Raw genomic sequence first — 15,709 nt, 5'->3', positions numbered from 1 at the left:
GCATGGGCATCGGCCGCGTCGAGCTCCTCGTCGTCCTCCTCACCGCGCTCGCGGCGATCTCGGTCGCCTGGTTCGCCCGGAGCGGGCGCTGGCGCCAGCGCCGATTCGTCCCGCTCACGATCGCCTTGCTCAGCGCGTACGCGCTCCTCGCCCGCCGGCTCGGCTGGGGCGAGCTGCTCGTGCTGGCGGTGCTCGTCGTTCCGCTCGTGTTCCTCCCCGCGCGCCTCGTCCGCCCGGGCAGCGGCTCCCGCGGCTGACGCGCTGGATCTCCGCGAGCGCCGCGGGCCCCGCCGCGCCGGCGTCGCGCGCATCTCCCGTTCGGGCGACGCTCCGCCGAGCTACGTGAGACCCCGCCGCCCCCTCAGGAGTTGCGGCACCTCGGCGCGAGCCGTAGGAGCCGATGGATGCACGCCTCCACCGACAGCGGGATCGACGGCTTCGGCCGGCTGCGGTGGGGCAGCCACGTCTGCCTCTTCCATCGGACCGCGCGAGAGCTCGGGGACGTCCTCGTCCCCTTCCTGCGCCGGGGGCTCGAGCAGGGGGAGCGCTGCGTCTGGGTGACGGCGGCGCCGCTCGAGGCGGACGCCGCGCGGCGTGCCCTCGCCGCGGCGGTGCCCGATCTCGGCGCGCGGGAGGCGCGCGGGCAGCTCGAGATCCTCGAGCACGAGCGCTGGTACCGCGCGGCGGGCGGCGACGACGGCGCGCGGGTCGTGCAGAGCTGGCTCGTGCGCGAGGAGGCGGCCCGCCGCGCGGGGTTCACCGGGCTCCGCGTCGCCGGCAGCGCGGGCCCGGAGGGCGCGTGCGGCGCCCCGGGCTTCCTGGAGTATGAGGCGCGCGTGAGCGCCGCCTTCGCGCGGCGCAGGCTGCTCGCGCTGTGCAGCTACGGGCTCGACGGCTGCGACGCCGGCACGGCGCTCGAGGTCGTGCGCTACCACGATCGGACCCTCTCGCTCCGCGGCGGAGCCTGCGAGGTCATCGCTCCCGGGCGGGCGCGCGCCGGCGAGGAGCCGCTCGAGCGGCGCGCCGCCGTGCTCGAGGCCGCGCTCCGCGCGCGAGAGGAGCTCATCGTCGTCGCCTCGCACGAGCTCCGCACCCCCATGGCGTCGCTGCAGCTCCTCGTCGACTCGCTGCTCCGCGCGCGCGAGCGGACGAATCGCTCCGCGGAGGACGAGCACCGCCGGCTCGAGCGCGCGGCGGCCCAGTGCCAGCGGATCGCACGGCTGCTCGACGATCTCCTCCACGTGTCCCGACCCGGCCAGCGCGCGGAGGTCGTCCCTTCCGACGCGGATCTGTCGGCGATCGCCCGCGAGGTCGCGGAGCGGATGCAGGAGCCGCTCGCCCGCGTCGGCTGCGCGCTCACGCTGTCGGTCCCCGCCGCGACGCCGGGCCGCTGGGACAGGCTCCGCCTCGAGCAGGTGCTCACGAACCTGCTCGCGAACGCCGCGCGGCACGCGGGCGGAGGTCCGGTCGAGCTCTCCATCGCCGCGAGCGCCGCCGGCCCCGTCGTGTCGGTCCGCGATCACGGCCCCGGCGTGCCGCCGGAGGCGCGGACCCGCGTGTTCGCCCGCTACGCGCAGCTCGAGGGCGGTCGCCGCCTCGGCGGCGTGGGCGTGGGGCTGTGGGTCGTCCGGCGCATCGTCGAGGCACACGGAGGGCGCGTGGAGATCCGCGACACGCCGGGAGGCGGCGCGACGTTCCTCGTGACGCTGCCGTGGGACGCGGCGCGCCAGGAGGCGGGCGCCGCCGCGAGCTGATGACGAGACGCGCGTGCCCGGCCCGCTCGCGGGCGGGCCGGGGCGCGCGTCATCGACCGCGGTCGAGCGGTCGCCAGCCGACTAGAAGGCGTACCCGCAGATGACGGTCACCTTGGCGGCGTACGCCTCGGGCTGCGTGGCGAACTCGCCGATCCAGGCCAGGCCGTCCGCGCTCGGATACGTTCCGACGAGCGTGCCGAGACGATCCGAGCGGGCGCCGCCGGAGAGCGCCTTCTTGCCGCTCGGGCACGTGGTCGTGATCTGCTGCGTCGTCAGCGTGCTCGGGTTCACGAACACGGAGCGGGAGAGGATCTGGTAGCCGGAGACGCCGTTCGCGCCCTGCGGACCCGCCGGTCCCATCGGCCCGATCTGGCCGGCCGGCCCGGTCTCGCCCTGCGGCCCCGCCGGCCCCATCGGCCCGACGAAGCCGCGCGGCCCCTCCGGTCCGGTCGCTCCCTGCGGCCCCGTGAGCCCCTGGGGTCCCATGTCACCGCGCGGCCCCTGCGGCCCCTGCGGCCCCGTCGCGCCCTGCGGCCCGGCCGGTCCGGCCGGCCCGGCGGGCCCGGCGGGCCCCTGCGCTCCCTCGGCGCCGATCGTCACGTCCATCGTCGCGCTCGCGTTTCCCGGCGCCTGCACCACGGTGAGCCGGTAGGTGCCCGGGGGCATTCCCTGCGGCAGCGCCGCCACGACGTCGGTGGGCGAGTGGCTCTTCACGTCGAGGACGGTCCTGCCGACGAGGACCGTCGCGGCCTGGGCGCCGAAGCCCTGCCCCTTCACGAACAGCATGCCGGTGCCGAGATCCGCGTCGGCGCGCGTGATCTCGACCTTGCCCTGCTGGGCAAGCGCCGCCTGCGCTGACAGCGCGAGCACGAGCGCTACGATCGTCTTCATGGTGAGCCCCTCCCCGGCCGAATCACGGTCGGTGACGCGTACTGTCCGACGATCGCGCGTCGCTTTTCCATGTCCCCAAAGGGCCTGTGAACAGGACACCTCCACGCGTCCACATTTCACACACCGTCTACACGCCCGTTGCGCTCACACGCCTACAGCGTCGCTCACTCGGGGTGAACGACGCCGGGCGCGCGCCGCCGCGGCGCGGCGCCTCCCCGCGCCACCCTCGGCTGCGCGATCCCGCCCTCCTCGCTATGCTGCCCGGGGGCGGGAGGAACGGCATGGCGGGACAGGGATCGACGGGCAACGTGATCGCGGCGCTGGCGAGCTTCTTCATCCCGGGGCTCGGTCAGCTCATCCAGGGACGCCCGCTCCTCGCGCTCGTGATGTTCGTGCTCGCCGGCCTGCTCTGGCTCGTGTTCCTCGGGTGGATCGTCCACCTCTGGTCGATCATCGACGCCGCGCGCTTCAGGCCGCGCGGGTGAGCCACAGCGCAGGCAGCCGGCGTTCGCCGCGGCAGGGGAAAGCCCTGGCGGACAGCGCAATCACGCCTCGGCGGGCGCCCCGCCCACCGTGCGGAGCATGCCCCGGAACTGCTGGAGGAGCCGCATCACGCCGTCGCCGAGGTCCACCGCCTGTCCGCGGTCGTCGGCCTCGCGCAGGATCGCGGCGACCCGCTCGAGCGCGTCGGCCAGGTCCACGAGCGAGGAGGGGACGCGGAGCACGCCCTCCGCGTGGCGGAACCGCACGAGCTCGAGCTCGATGAGGCTCGCGAGGAGGCCGGGGTCGCGGATCTCGATCATGGTGCTGCTCGACAAGCTGGCAGCGGCCCCGCACCGCGCAACCCGACGCTCCAGGGGACGTCCCCTCGGGGCGGAGCCGTGACGCACCTCGCGAGGCGAAGGGGCTCGCCCTCCGTCCCACCGAGCGGGCGCACGCACCGGCGCCCACCCTTGCGTACGGAATGCGCAGAGGTGCGTGAGCTGTTGATCGGCAGCAATGGGGGGCATCCCGCTATGGCGCTCCATCACGGGGCGCGTGGTCCTCGTGGTCCTCGCGTGGCTCGTTCCGTTCGTCGCCATCTCGGCGTGCGCGGGGGCGGTCGTGTACCGCGAGCGCATCGAGGCCGAGCTCGACGCGAACCTCGAGCTCGCCCGCGCGGCCTCCCACGCGTTCGACGGGTTCGTGCGCGACGTGCTCCGCCAGGAGGAGCTCGTCGGCGACGCGATCGCGACGCGACGGCTCGCGCCGGACGTGGTCGATCTCCTCCTCGCTCGCGCCGACCAGGAGTACGTCTCCGTCCGGGATCTCTCCTGGGTGACCCCCGACGGGCGTCTCGTCGCCTCGAGCGACCGCAGGCTCGTCGGGCGCTCGACGGCGGGGCGCGACGACCTGCGGCGGATCCTCGCCGGGGCGGTCTTCACCGTGAGCGACGTCCGCGCGGCGGACGCGGACGGCGCGCGCAGCGTCGCGATCGCGCGCGGGATCCGGGAAGGCGGCGAGCTCAAGGGGATCGTCCTCGCCACCGTGGACGCGACGCGCCTCGGCGAGCTCTCCCTCCCCTTCGAGCGGCTCGGCCGCGCCGACATCGCGCTCGCCGATCGCCGCGGCGAGATCGTCTTCCGCCGGCCGGGCGCGGGCGGGCCGGCGGGCGGCGTGCTCGACACGGGCGCGGTCGCGCAGGCGCTCCGCGGCGGGGAGATCGCGCGGAGGACCCCCGACGGCGGCGCCATCACGGCGGCGGTGCCGGTGAGCCTCGTCGGCTGGTCCGCCGTCGCGAGCCGCTCCTTCGCCGACGTCGCCTCGCCCTTCCGCACCGCCATCGCCCGCGCCGCGGGGCTCGGGGCCGCCGCGGCGTCGCTGGCGGTGCTGGTCTCGATCCTCGTCACCCGGCGCATCGCCCGCTCGCTGCGCCGCCTCGAGCAGCACGTCCAGGAGCTCGGCCGCGGGAGCGCCGACCTCGCCGAGGTCACCGGTCCCGGAGAGATCGTCCGCCTCGGGCGCGCCTTCGACGACATGGCGAAGAAGCTCGTCGCCGCGAACGCCTCGCTCGTGCTGCACGAGCGGATCTTCGAGACCTCCCCGGACTCGATGATCCTCCTCGACCGCGGGCTGCGCCTGCGAGCTGTGAACCCCGCCTACGCCGCGATGCGCGGGCTCCCCACCGCGGACCTGCTCGGGCGACCGCTCGTGGAGATCATCGGCCTCGACGCGTTCGACGCGATGGCGCCGCGCATCGAGCGCGCCTTCTCCGGGGAGTCGGTGCAGTACGAGCTCTGGACGGACCTGCCCGCCGGGCGCCGCTGCGTCGAGGCGAGCTACCAGCCGGTCCGCGAGGGCAGCCGGCTCGAGCACGTCGCCGTGCGGTTCCGCGACGTCACCGACCGCCGCCACGCCGAGGCGGCGGCCGCGCAGTCGCTCGTGATCGTCGAGGCGGAGCGCCGCCGCTTCGAGGCGGTGTTCCGCGAGGCGCCCGCCGGCATCGTGATCTTCGACGGGCGGGACCTCCGCGCGAAGTGGTCCAACCGGACCTACCTCTCGTTCCTGGACGCGCCGTTCGCGCAGCTCGGGATCGAGGGGCTCCGGATCGAGGACTTCGTGCCGAACGCGCGCGAGTCCGGGCTCGTCGAGGTCCTCCGGAGGGTCGCGGCGACCGGCAAGCCCGCCGACACGCCCGAGTACCGGCACGACGGCCTCGCGCGCGGCGCGACCTGGTGGCGCTGGTCGGTGCGGCCCATCCCGGGCGAGAACGGGGCCGACGTCCTCCTCCTCGTGACCGAGGTCACCGAGCAGGTGGAGGCGCGCAAGGTGGCCGAGGACGAGCGGCTCCGGCTCGAGACCATCCTGCGGACGCTGCCCGTCGGCGTCGTCATCGCCGGGCCCGACGGCCGCGCCGCGAGCTCGAACGATCACGCCCGCCACATCTGGGGCGGCGACGCCGCGCTCGATGCCTACCGGGGCGCCTGGGCGGAGACCGGCCTCGCGCTCGCGCCCGGAGACTGGGCCATCCAGCGCGCGGTGCTCCGGGGCGAGACCGTGACCGGTGAGCTCATCGACATCGTGCGCTTCGACGGGACGCGCGCCACGATCCTCAACAACGCCGCCCCGATCCGCGACGCCTTCGGCCGCATCACCGGCGCCGTCGCGGCGTTCCAGGACGTCACCGAGACGCGACGCGCGCAGCAGGAGGCGGAGGACGCCGTGCGGCGCCGCGACGAGGTGCTCGCCATCGTCTCCCACGACCTGCGCACCCCGCTCAGCGCGATCGTCATGGGCGCGCGCTTGCTCGGGGGCGCCGCGGCGGGGGATCCGGAGCGCGTGCGCACCACCGCGGCGCGGATCGCGAGCGCGGGCGACCGCATGAACCGCCTCATCGGCGACCTGCTCGACCTCGCCAGCCTGGAGGGGGGCGGCCTGTCGATGCATCGCGAGCCGCTCGCGCCGCAGACGCTGGCGCGGGAGGCGGCGGACGTCATCCGCCCCCAGGCGGAGACGAAGGGGCTCGAGGTGCGCTGCCGCGCGCCGGAGGAGCTGCCGCTCGTGTCGTGCGATCACGATCGCGTCCTGCAGGTCCTCGGCAACCTCACCTCGAACGCGGTCAAGGCGACCGCACACGGGCACGTGGCCATCAGCGTGAGCGTGGAGGGGGATCACGTCGTCTTCGAGGTGCGCGACACCGGGCCCGGGATCCCCGCGGAGGAGCTGCCGCACGTGTTCGATCGGTTCCGGCGGGGCCGCTCCGCGCCCTACGCGGGCACCGGCCTCGGCCTCGCGATCGCCCGCGCGCTGATCGAGGCGCACGGGGGGCGGATCTGGGCCGAGAGCACGCCGGGGGTCGGCACCATGGTCCGCTTCGCGCTGCCCACCGCGAGCACCTCGGCGCTCGAGCAAACCGCCGTCGCCGGCTGACGACGAGCGCTCACCCGGGGGCGCGCGTCGCGAGCGCCTCGGCGGGCGAGTGCGCCTGCCATGGCGCGGCCGCCGGGAGCGTGAAGGTGAAGCGGCTCCCCTGCCCGGAGCGGCTCTCCGCCCAGATGCGACCGCCGTGCGCCTCCACGATGCCGCGCGCGACCGCCAGCCCGAGGCCCGCGCCGCGCGCGGAGGCGCCGCGGCCGCGCCTGAACCGGTCGAAGAAGTGCGCGAGCTGATCCTCCGGGATCATGCGCCCGCTGTCCTCGATCTCGAACGCGACGGCGCGGCCGCCGTCCACGGCCCGTGCCCGCACCGTGACGAGGCCCCCCTCCGTCCCGTCGAGCGCGTCGGCGAGCAGGTTCCCGAGCACCTGGAGGACGCGCTCGCGGTCCGCGTCGACGTCGGGGAGGGTCCCCGCGGCCTCCGCGACGAGGGTCACCCCGGCGCGGCCGGCCGCCTCCCGCTGCGCGTCCGCCGCGGCGTGCACGAGCGCGGCGGTGTGCTCGGGTCGACGGTTGACGACGAGCCGGCCCGCCTCGAGGCTCGCGAGGTCGAGCAGGTCCGCGACGAGGCGCGACATGGCCTCCGCGGCGCGCTCGATCGCGGCGGCGCCGCGCCGGATCCGCTCGCCTCCCGGGCCCTCCGGTGCGTCGGAGCGGAGCGCCCGGGCGGAGGCGAACACGGCGCCGAGCGGCGCGCGCAGGTCGTGGGAGAGGATCGCGAGGACCTCGTCGCGCTCGCGCCCGGCGCGCTGCATCTCGACGTACAGGCCCGCGTTGTGGATCGCCTGCGCCGCGCGGCGTGCGAGGTCGCGCGCGACGCCGAGCTCGCGCGGGCCCAGCTCGCGGTCGGGGCTCGTGATGGCGAGCGTGAGCACCCCGAGGTTCCGCCGTCCGGTCGCGAGCGGCACGACGAGCCAGGCGCGCAGGCCCTCCGAGCGCAGGGCCTCCCGGTGCTCCGGGTCCGGGGCGAGCGCGGCCAGCGCGGCGGAGTCCCCCTCCGAGGCGCGCTCCGGCTGACCGCTGCGGAGCACCTGCCACACCGGCGAGGTCGCCGGGTCGGGCGGGAAGCGGAGCCGCAGGTCTCGCAGCGCGTGCTCGCGGCGTGGGTCCGCGTGGGCGAGCGCGACGAGCCGCAGGCGCCCCTCCTCGTCGAGCGTCTCGATCGTGCACGCGTCGGCGAGGGCCGGGACCGCGAGGCGCGCGAGCTGCTCGAGCATCCGCTCCGGGTGCATCGACTCGGCGAGCGCGGCGCCCGCCTCGATCATGAACCGATCCAGCTCGTCCGCGCGGCGCCGGTCGCTGACGTCCCGCAGCACGTGGGCGAACCCGCCGAGGTGCCCCTGCTCGTCCCGCACCGCGCTCAGCACGACGCTCGCGTAGAAGCGGGTCCCGTCCTTGCGCACCCGGAGGCCCTCCTCCTCCGCGCGCGCGTCCCGCGTGGCCCGCCAGAGCAGCTGCTCGGGACGGCCGGCCTCGCGCTCCTCGGGCGTGTGGAACAGCGCGAAGCTCCTGCCGAGGATCTCGGCCTCGGGCCAGCCGGTGAGCCGCTCCGCGGCGGCGTTCCAGCCCGTGACGAGCCCGTTCGGATCGAGGAGCAGGATGGCGTGCGCGTGGACGCCCTCGGTCATGAGGCGCAGGCGCTCCTGCGCGGCGCGCGTCTCGGCGAGCGCGCGGCGCGTGCGGCGATCCGCGGCCCGGAAGGCGCCGACCGCCACCGCGATGACGCTCGCGCTCGCGAGGTACCCGGCGAGCGCGAGCAGGTCGGAGCGGCTCGCGACGCGCAGGCTCCCCCGGGGCTCGAGGAACAGCCAGGCGAAGCCGGCCGTGCTCGCCGCGGCGGCGACGAGCCCCGGCGCGGTGCCGCCGAGGACCGCAGCGAGCGCGACCGCGGCGAGGACGAAGACGTACCGCTCACCGCCGAGCGCCCCGAGGAGGACGTACGTGATCGCGAGTCCTGCGGCGGCGAGCGCGAGCGCCGCGGCGTAGGACCACGGAGGCGCGGCGGCCGCGCGGTCAGGCCTGTCGGACATCGTCACTCTCGGCAGGAGTGCCTCACCCTCGTTCTCGCCGGGTCGGCCGGAAGCGGCACGTTCGGCGCACCACTTCCCGACGCCGCACGCCAGGGGCCGCGCTCCGGCGCCGGGCAGAACCTGGGCTCTCGTGCCTCTCGCCGGGAGCCCCCGAGCGCCCGTCAGCCTTTCGGCGGCCCGCGCCCCTCGGTGGCGCGGTCGATGAGCCGGCGGAGCGTCTCGGTGAGGACCGCGCCGTCGACGGGGTGAACCAGGTACGCGTCGGCCCCGACGGAGAGGCCATAGCGCTGATCGTCCGGCAGCGCGTGGCTCGCCGAGAGGTGGACGATGGGGACGGTCGCCGCCCGAGGATCGCCGCGCAGGTGCCGGCAGAGCTGGAAGCCGGTGATGTCGGGGAGCTTCACGTCGAGCAGGATGGCGTCAGGTCGCTCGGACAGCCGCAGCATCGCCTCGCGCCCGGTCGCCGCCGAGACCACGTCGAAGCCGCCGCGGGTCAGCAGCCGGGCGACGAGGTAACGGGTCGCCTCGTCGTCCTCGACGTGCAGCACGAGGGGGCGCGCGCGCCCGCGCTCGCCCGCTCCGAGCTTCTTGGTAAGCGGCAGGTCCTGCACTGGGTCCGAGTTAGTCCGCCCCCTGGGTGCGGACAAGCTCCCCACCAGCCCTTGCTCTGGGTCAAGCCACGCGGCGCCCTGAAGGGGGGAGAGATGCGGGCCTGTGTGTGCTAGCCTGGTCTCCGAGGCGTTGGTTTCCGGACAACGTCCGCACCTCTCCTCCTGGAGCTCACGCGAGGGGACAACCGCATGCCGACGCGCTCTCGCTCCGCCACCCTCGCCGCCCTCTGGCTCGCCGTGACCTCGGTCTCCTGCGAGCGAGCGCACGAGGCTCCACATTCACCAACCGTGACCCCGCCTCCGGCCGCCGCTCCGCAGCGCGTCGAGGCAGCGGCGCCCTCGCCCGCCCCAGCTGCCGTGGAGCCGAGCACGGAGGCGCAGGCGGACGGTGGAAGCGCGCCCGCGCCCGCCGCCGCCCCGGCTGCTCCGGCCGCGCCGAGACCTGCCCCGCCGCGCCTGCTCACGGCGGCGGCGCTCTCGCCCTCGCGCATCGTGCTCGCGTGGGAGCCGGCGGAGCAGGCCGGGGACGTGACGGGATACCAGGTCTTCCGCGACGGAAGCGCCGCGGGCATCGTCGCGCACGCGGGCTTCACCGACGACGGCCTCAGGCCGCGCATCCGCCACTGCTACACGGTCGTGGCCCTGGACGCCGCGGGGCACCGCTCCGGCCCGACCCGGCCCGCCTGCGCGGAGACTCCGGACCAGAGCCCCCCGACCGCGCCGACCGCGCTCAGGGCCGAGGCGCGCGGAGAGCGGCAGGTCGTCGTGAGCTGGGACGCCGCGAGCGACGACGTCGGCGTCGCGGGGTACGAGGTGCTGCGCGCCGAGGCGATCGTCGCGAGGGTGCCGGGGACGGCGGTGACCGAGTCCGGCCTCGCGCCCGCCCAGACCTACTGCTACACGGTGCGTGCGCACGACGCCGCGGGGAACGTCTCGCCCGCCGCCGGGCCCGCCTGCGCGACCACCCCCGACCTCACGCCGCCCACGCGGCCGGACCCGGTCGTCGCCGACGCGCAGGGAGAGCGCGCGGTCCGCGTGCACTGGGCGCCATCGGCCGACGACGTGGGCGTCACCGCCTACGAGCTCCTGCGCGACGGAAGCGTGGTCGCGACGGCGAGTGACCTCGCCGCCCTCGAGAAGGGACTGCGCCCGACGCAGCGCTACTGCTACACGGTGCGTGCGCTCGACGCCGCCGGGAACCGCTCCGCGGAGGGCGGGCCCGCCTGCGCGACGCCCCCGGATCTCACCGCCCCGAGCGTGCCATCCGGCGTCGTCGCGACCGCCAAGTCGGACACGCGCGTCGAGCTCCGCTGGACCGCGTCCACGGACGAGCTCGGCGTGCAGGGCTACGAGGTCCTCCGCGACGACAAGGTCGTCGCCGCGACGGAGGCCACGAGCGCGAGCGAGGCGGGCCTCCGGCCGGCGCGCGAGTACTGCTACGTCGTCCGCGCGCACGACGCCTCCGGCAACGTCTCCGCCCCCTCGAAGCGCGCCTGCGCGACCACCCCGGATCTCACGCCCCCGTCGGCTCCGAGCCGCATCGCCGTGCTGCCGAACTCGCCCACGCGGATGGCGCTCGTCTGGGGCGCCGCGGCGGACGACGTGGCGGTCACGAGCTACGAGATCCAGCGCGGCGGCACCGTCGTCGCGCGGGTGGACGCGCGCCTCAGGCACCACGTCGACGCGGGCCTCTCGCCGTCGAGCGAGGCCTGCTACGCCGTCGTGGCGCTCGACGCCGCCGGCAACCGCTCCCCGCCGCGCGGGCCCGCCTGCGCGACGACCGCCGCGCCGGGCGTCCCGGGGGCCCCCGCGGCGCTGCGTGCCGAGCCGGAGTCGGCCAGCTCGATCGCGCTGTTCTGGGAGCCCTCGTCCGACAGCGGCGTCGTCTACGCGGTGTACTGGGACAAGGGCGGCCGGATCGGCTCCACGGGCAAGACGGTGTTCAGCGCGACGGCCCGGTCCGCCGAGCGGCGCTGCTACCGGGTCTCCGCGATCGACGCGGAGGGACGCGAGTCGCCTCACTCGTTCGAGGCCTGCGCCTCCCCGCGCGAGGAGTCCGCGCGGGGCACGCTCTCGCGCGTCGACGTGGAGTGATCCAGCGGGGGCGGACGACCCGCTTCGGCTCGATTCGCTCGCGGCCGTCGGGCTCCTTCCCGGCGCGCTCCCCTCGCACCCTCAAACCACGAGCGCGAGCACGAGGACGCCGACCAGCACGAAGGCGAGCGCGACCTTCACCGCATTGCCGAGCACGAAGCCGACGAACGCGCCCGCCCCGGCGCGCCCCGCCGCGCGCAGGTCGGGGTTGCGGGTGAGCTCGAACAGCACGGCACCGACGATGGGGCCGAGGACGACGCCGGCGGGACCGAGGAACAGGCCCACGAGGAGCCCCACGCTCGCGCCGAGGATCGATCGCCGCGACGCGCCGAACGCCCTCGCCCCGAGCGCGGCCGCGGCGAGGTCCACGAGCCACATGAGCGCGCCGACCACGGCCGCGAAGGCGACCGTGCCCCAGCCGACGCGGGTGAAGTCCTCCGCCCACGCGACGAGCACGACGCCCGCGACGAGGAGCAGCGAGCCGGGCAGGATCGGGAGGACCAGGCCGGCGATGCCCGCGACGATCGCCGCCGCGCCGAGCACGTAGAGGAGGACGGTCACCTGAGCGGGTTCTGCCGCGCCCGGCCCGCGCTGTCGAGGCCCCCGAGGCGGCCCACGCCGCCCATCAGTGCTGGTGACGCGGGAGCACCCGCCGGTAGCCTTCGCGGAACAGGTCCCCCTGCGCGAAGCCGATGCCGAGCCCGCGCACGAGGGCGAAGTCCGCCGCGGTCTCGACCCCCTCCGCGACGACGCGCTTCCCGGTCCGTCCGGCGAACGCGAGGAGCGAGTCGAGCATCGCGCGCCGCGACGGGTCGCCCACGCTGCGGAGCACGGAGCGGTCGAGCTTGAGGACGCGGGCGAGGTGGAGCTCCTCCACGCTCACGAACACGTTCGCGCCGCCGAGGTCGTCGAGCGCCGCCGGGATGCCCGCCTCCGCGAGATCGCGGAGCATCGTCGCGCCGCGCCCGACGGCGTTCGCGTGCACGCACTCCACGGCCTCGACCACCACCGCCACGCGCGAGGAGGCGAACACCTCCTGGAAGCTCGCGGCGGCGAGGGACCAGATCTCCGGGCTGACGTTCAGGAACACGCGCGGCCCCGGCGCCTCCTTCACCTGCAGGCGCTTCAGGGCGAGCTCGGTGCGGACGAGCAGCTCCGGCGCGGCCCGCAGCCGCTCGAAGACCACCGCGGGCGGGACCGCCACGCCGTCGCGCCGGTGGAAGCGCGCGAGGGCCTCGTAGGCGTGGAGCCGGCCCGTGGCGACCTCGACGATGGGCTCGTACTGCACGCCGAAGCGCCCGGCCCGGACGACGTCGAGTCCGTCGGGACGCGGGAAGGGCCGGGGGTCTCGCGCACGGGGGAGCGCTGCTGCGGTGGCTGGGTCTCGCACTCGTGAATACAAACGGCGCGGCCCGGGCACGAATTCTCCGGGCGCCCCGATTTCTGTCGCGCCGCGGGATGGCGCCCGCTCGCTCCCCCGGAGAGCGCCGAGCGCGAAGGGGCGCTCGACCGGGGCTCACGGCGCCTTGAAGTCCTCGGAGCGGAGCCCGTGCTTGCGGAGCAGGCGGTGGAGGCTCTCCCGCTCGAGCCCCGCCCGCTCCGCCGCGCGCGTGACGTTCCCCTCGAACTCCCTCAGGAGCGCGACCAGGTACTCGCGCGTGACCCGCTCCCGCGCGCCCGCGACCGCGTCCCGGTAGGGCAGGGCGGCGAGCGCCCCCGCGGGCGTCGCCACGGCGGGCGTGGAGGCGATCTCGGGAGGGAGGTCCGCGAGCGTGATGCGGTCCCCGCCCGCCACCGCCACGGCGCGCTCGATGGTGTTCTCGAGCTCGCGCACGTTGCCCGGCCATTCGTGGCTCGCGAGCCGCACGAGGGCCTCCGGCTCGATGGCGGTGATGTTCCGGCGCAGCGCGCGCGCGTGCTTCTCGAGGAAGTGCGCGGCGAGGAGCGGCGTGTCCTCGGCGCGCTCGCGCAGGGGCGGGAGCGTCACCGCGATCACGTTGAGCCGGTAGAAGAGGTCCTCCCTGAACCGGCCGGCCCGAACCTCGTCGCGGAGGTCCCGGTGGGTCGCGGCGATGATGCGGACGTCGACCTTCACCGGCGTGCTCTCGCCCACCCGCCGGATCTCCTTCTCCTGGAGGGCGCGGTTGAGCTTCACCTGCGCGGGCAGGGGCAGCTCGCCGACCTCGTCGAGGAAGAGCGTGCCGCCCTCCGCCTCCTCGAACAGGCCCCGCTTCGCGGCGGCGGCGCCGGTGAACGCGCCGCGCGCGTGGCCGAACAGCTCGCTCTCCACGAGCTCGCCCGGCAGCGCGCCGCAGTTCACCGCGACGAAGCGGCGCTCGCGCCGCGCGGAGTGGTAGTGGACGGCGCGCGCGGCGAGCTCCTTGCCGGTGCCGGTCTCGCCGAGCACGAGCACGGTCGCGTCCACCTGCGCGGCCTTCTCGAGCAGCGCGTACACCTCGCGCATCCGGGCGCTGCGGCCGATGAGGTTGTGGAAGGCGTCCTCGTCGCCGGGTGCGGCGGTGCGGCGGGCAGCGTCCACGAGCCGCTTGTGCTCGGCGGCGCGCGCCACGACCGCGAGCGCGGCGTCCGGGTCGAACGGCTTCTCGAGGTAGTCGAACGCGCCCTGCTTCATCGCGCGCACGGCGTCGGCGACGGTCGCGTAGCCCGTCATCATGACCACCTCGGTGGTCGGCGCGCGCGCCTTCACCGCCGCGAGGAGCTCGAAGCCGTCCGCGCCGGGCATGCGGATGTCGGTCATCACGACGTCGTAGGCGCGGGTCGCCACGAGCGCGAGCGCGCTCGCGCCGTCCTGCGCGGTCTCGACCTCGAAGCCGTCCGCGAGGATCTTCGCGAGCAGCTTGCGCATGTTCTCCTTGTCGTCCGCGACGAGGATCCGCACCGGCTCCATCTACGCCTCCGCCCGGCCCGCGCGGGCCGGGAGCCTGAGCGCGAAGCGCGCGCCCCCGCCGTCGCCCGCGTCGGCCGCCAGATCTCCGCCGTGCGCCCGCGCGATGGCGCGCGACACGGCGAGCCCGAGGCCGGTCCCGCGGGGCTTCGTGGTGAAGAAGGGCTCGAACAGCTTCCCGCGGTCGGCGGTGTCGATGCCGGGTCCGGAGTCCTCCACCGACACCTCCGCGGTGCCGTCCTGCGCCGCGAGGCGGACCGCCACCCTCCCGCCCGGACCGGCCGCCTCGGCGGCGTTCCGCACGAGGTTCACGAGGACCTGCCGGAGCTTCTCGGGGTGGCCCGGCGCGACGGCGCCGCCGGCGACCGACACCACCACGCCCTCGAGCAGCCGCGCGTCCCGCAGCCGGGAGACGACGTCGTCGGTGAGGGCCCGCAGATCGACCGGCTGCGCCGCGGCCGGCAGCGGCCGGGAGAGGTCGAGCAGCCCGTCCACGATCTCCTTCGCGCGCAGGGTCTCCTCCTCGATGACCGCGAGGTCCTCGGCCACCGCAGGGTCGGCCTTCTTCCGGAGGAGCTTCGCGTAGCCGAGGATGACGCCGAGCGGGTTGTTGATCTCGTGGGCGACCCCGGCGGCGAGGCGGCCGATCCCGGCCAGCTTCTCCGACTCCACCAGGCGGTCCTGGTGCTCGCGCAGGGCGGCGGTGGTGGCGTTCCACTGCCGCGCGAGCGCCTCGAGCTCGGGGGCCCCGTGCACCTCGATGCGCGCGTCGAGCTCCCCTGCCGCGATGCGCGCCGCGCCCGCCTGGAGCTGCGCGACCGGCGTCGCGATCGACCGGCCGATCACCACCGAGACGATCACCGCCACCCCCGGCGCCGCGACGAGGAGCCCGACGAGGAACCCGAGCGTCCGGCGCTGGACGGCCTCGGCCTCCTGGCGGAAGGCGCGGATCTTGGTCTCGAAGCGCTCGACGAGGGCCTGGGTGAGGTCCTGGATCCGCGTCACGACGAGCTGGGCGCGGCCGTGCTCGAGCTTCACGCTCGCGTGCTCGCCCGAGAGCACGGCCGGCACGATCCGCTCGCGGAAGATGCCATCGAGCCGGCCGCTCTCCGCCTCGATCCGGTCCACGAGCGCGCGCTCCTCCGGCTCCTCCGCCGCCTGACGGAGCGCGCGCGTGAGCCGGAGCACGGTCTCGCGCGAGGTAGCGTAGAAGCCGAGGTGCGAGGTGTCGCCGATGATGATGGTGTGCGCCTGGTGCGCGTACTGGTCGCGCACCGCGCTCGCGAGCTCGAGCGAGAGGCGGACCCCCTCCTCGCGCGACTTCATCTCGGTGAGCCCGCGGTGGATCCGCATCGAGCCCGCGATGGCGACCGCAGACGCCGCGGCGAAGAGGAGCACCAGCGCCCCGAAGCCGAGCGCGAGCCGGCGCGCCGTTCCCGATCCGTATCGCATGCCTTCCTTCACGCGCGGCGCACCGCTCTCTCTCGAAGGGCCGGGCACGCGAGCCCGC

The 15,709-nt window shown here is 75.8% G+C and carries 13 protein-coding genes; 5 read left to right on the top strand and 8 right to left on the bottom strand.

The window, feature by feature from the left end:
• Nucleotides 1–2 precede the first annotated feature (2 nt).
• Nucleotides 3–257, top strand: a complete 255-nt coding sequence (locus MNZ29_RS09815) for a hypothetical protein (RefSeq protein WP_242337242.1) — start codon at nucleotides 3–5, stop codon at nucleotides 255–257.
• A 147-nt stretch (nucleotides 258–404) separates the two neighbouring features.
• Complete coding sequence (locus MNZ29_RS09810) at nucleotides 405–1,754, top strand: MEDS domain-containing protein (RefSeq protein WP_242337244.1); 1,350 nt, start codon at nucleotides 405–407, stop codon at nucleotides 1,752–1,754.
• Nucleotides 1,755–1,835: 81 nt separating this feature from the next.
• On the opposite strand, the gene MNZ29_RS24425 is transcribed toward MNZ29_RS09810, so the two are convergent.
• Entirely contained in the window at nucleotides 1,836–2,645 is an 810-nt protein-coding gene (locus MNZ29_RS24425) for an IPT/TIG domain-containing protein (protein ID WP_277956972.1), read from the bottom strand.
• A 281-nt stretch (nucleotides 2,646–2,926) separates the two neighbouring features.
• Here MNZ29_RS24425 and MNZ29_RS09800 point away from each other — a divergent pair, with 281 nt between their 5' ends.
• Entirely contained in the window at nucleotides 2,927–3,130 is a 204-nt protein-coding gene (locus MNZ29_RS09800; RefSeq protein ID WP_242337246.1) for a hypothetical protein, read from the top strand.
• A 60-nt stretch (nucleotides 3,131–3,190) separates the two neighbouring features.
• Here MNZ29_RS09800 and MNZ29_RS09795 read toward each other — a convergent pair whose 3' ends face one another.
• The gene (locus MNZ29_RS09795) at nucleotides 3,191–3,448 is read right to left on the bottom strand and encodes a hypothetical protein (RefSeq protein WP_242337248.1); all 258 of its coding nucleotides are present in this window, start codon (nucleotides 3,446–3,448) and stop codon (nucleotides 3,191–3,193) included.
• Nucleotides 3,449–3,644: 196 nt separating this feature from the next.
• Between MNZ29_RS09795 and MNZ29_RS09790 the strand changes: the two genes are divergently transcribed.
• Nucleotides 3,645–6,554 carry a PAS domain-containing protein gene (locus MNZ29_RS09790; RefSeq protein WP_242337250.1) on the top strand — a complete coding sequence of 970 codons (2,910 nt, stop codon included), beginning with the start codon at nucleotides 3,645–3,647 and terminating at the stop codon, nucleotides 6,552–6,554.
• A gap of 10 nt (nucleotides 6,555–6,564) precedes the next feature.
• Here MNZ29_RS09790 and MNZ29_RS09785 read toward each other — a convergent pair whose 3' ends face one another.
• Both MNZ29_RS09785 and MNZ29_RS09780 read right to left on the bottom strand, forming a co-directional pair.
• Nucleotides 6,565–8,589: an ATP-binding protein gene (locus tag MNZ29_RS09785; RefSeq protein WP_242337253.1), complete on the bottom strand. Its 2,025-nt coding sequence runs from the start codon at nucleotides 8,587–8,589 to the stop codon at nucleotides 6,565–6,567.
• 161 nt (nucleotides 8,590–8,750) lie between these two features.
• Nucleotides 8,751–9,200: a response regulator transcription factor gene (locus MNZ29_RS09780; RefSeq protein WP_242337255.1), complete on the bottom strand. Its 450-nt coding sequence runs from the start codon at nucleotides 9,198–9,200 to the stop codon at nucleotides 8,751–8,753.
• Nucleotides 9,201–9,557: 357 nt separating this feature from the next.
• Between MNZ29_RS09780 and MNZ29_RS09775 the strand changes: the two genes are divergently transcribed.
• Complete coding sequence (locus MNZ29_RS09775; RefSeq protein ID WP_242355037.1) at nucleotides 9,558–11,294, top strand: fibronectin type III domain-containing protein; 1,737 nt, start codon at nucleotides 9,558–9,560, stop codon at nucleotides 11,292–11,294.
• Between the two features lie 81 nt (nucleotides 11,295–11,375).
• On the opposite strand, the gene MNZ29_RS09770 is transcribed toward MNZ29_RS09775, so the two are convergent.
• From MNZ29_RS09770 to MNZ29_RS09755, 4 genes are all read right to left on the bottom strand, one after another.
• Nucleotides 11,376–11,855: a DUF456 domain-containing protein gene (locus MNZ29_RS09770; RefSeq protein ID WP_242337258.1), complete on the bottom strand. Its 480-nt coding sequence runs from the start codon at nucleotides 11,853–11,855 to the stop codon at nucleotides 11,376–11,378.
• A 64-nt stretch (nucleotides 11,856–11,919) separates the two neighbouring features.
• On the bottom strand, nucleotides 11,920–12,684 hold the full coding sequence (locus MNZ29_RS09765; protein WP_242337260.1) for an EAL domain-containing protein: 765 nt from the start codon (nucleotides 12,682–12,684) through the stop codon (nucleotides 11,920–11,922).
• A 126-nt stretch (nucleotides 12,685–12,810) separates the two neighbouring features.
• Nucleotides 12,811–14,202: a sigma-54 dependent transcriptional regulator gene (locus MNZ29_RS09760; RefSeq protein ID WP_242337262.1), complete on the bottom strand. Its 1,392-nt coding sequence runs from the start codon at nucleotides 14,200–14,202 to the stop codon at nucleotides 12,811–12,813.
• Nucleotides 14,203–15,651: a sensor histidine kinase gene (locus tag MNZ29_RS09755; RefSeq protein WP_242337264.1), complete on the bottom strand. Its 1,449-nt coding sequence runs from the start codon at nucleotides 15,649–15,651 to the stop codon at nucleotides 14,203–14,205.
• Between the last annotated feature and the right edge of the window lie 58 nt (nucleotides 15,652–15,709).

It is taken from the genome of Anaeromyxobacter sp. SG64 (genome assembly GCF_022690745.1).
Lineage (GTDB): Bacteria > Myxococcota > Myxococcia > Myxococcales > Anaeromyxobacteraceae > Anaeromyxobacter > Anaeromyxobacter soli.
The sequence above is the reverse complement of the archived record's forward strand: the minus strand, read 5'-3'. Positions and strand labels throughout refer to the sequence as shown.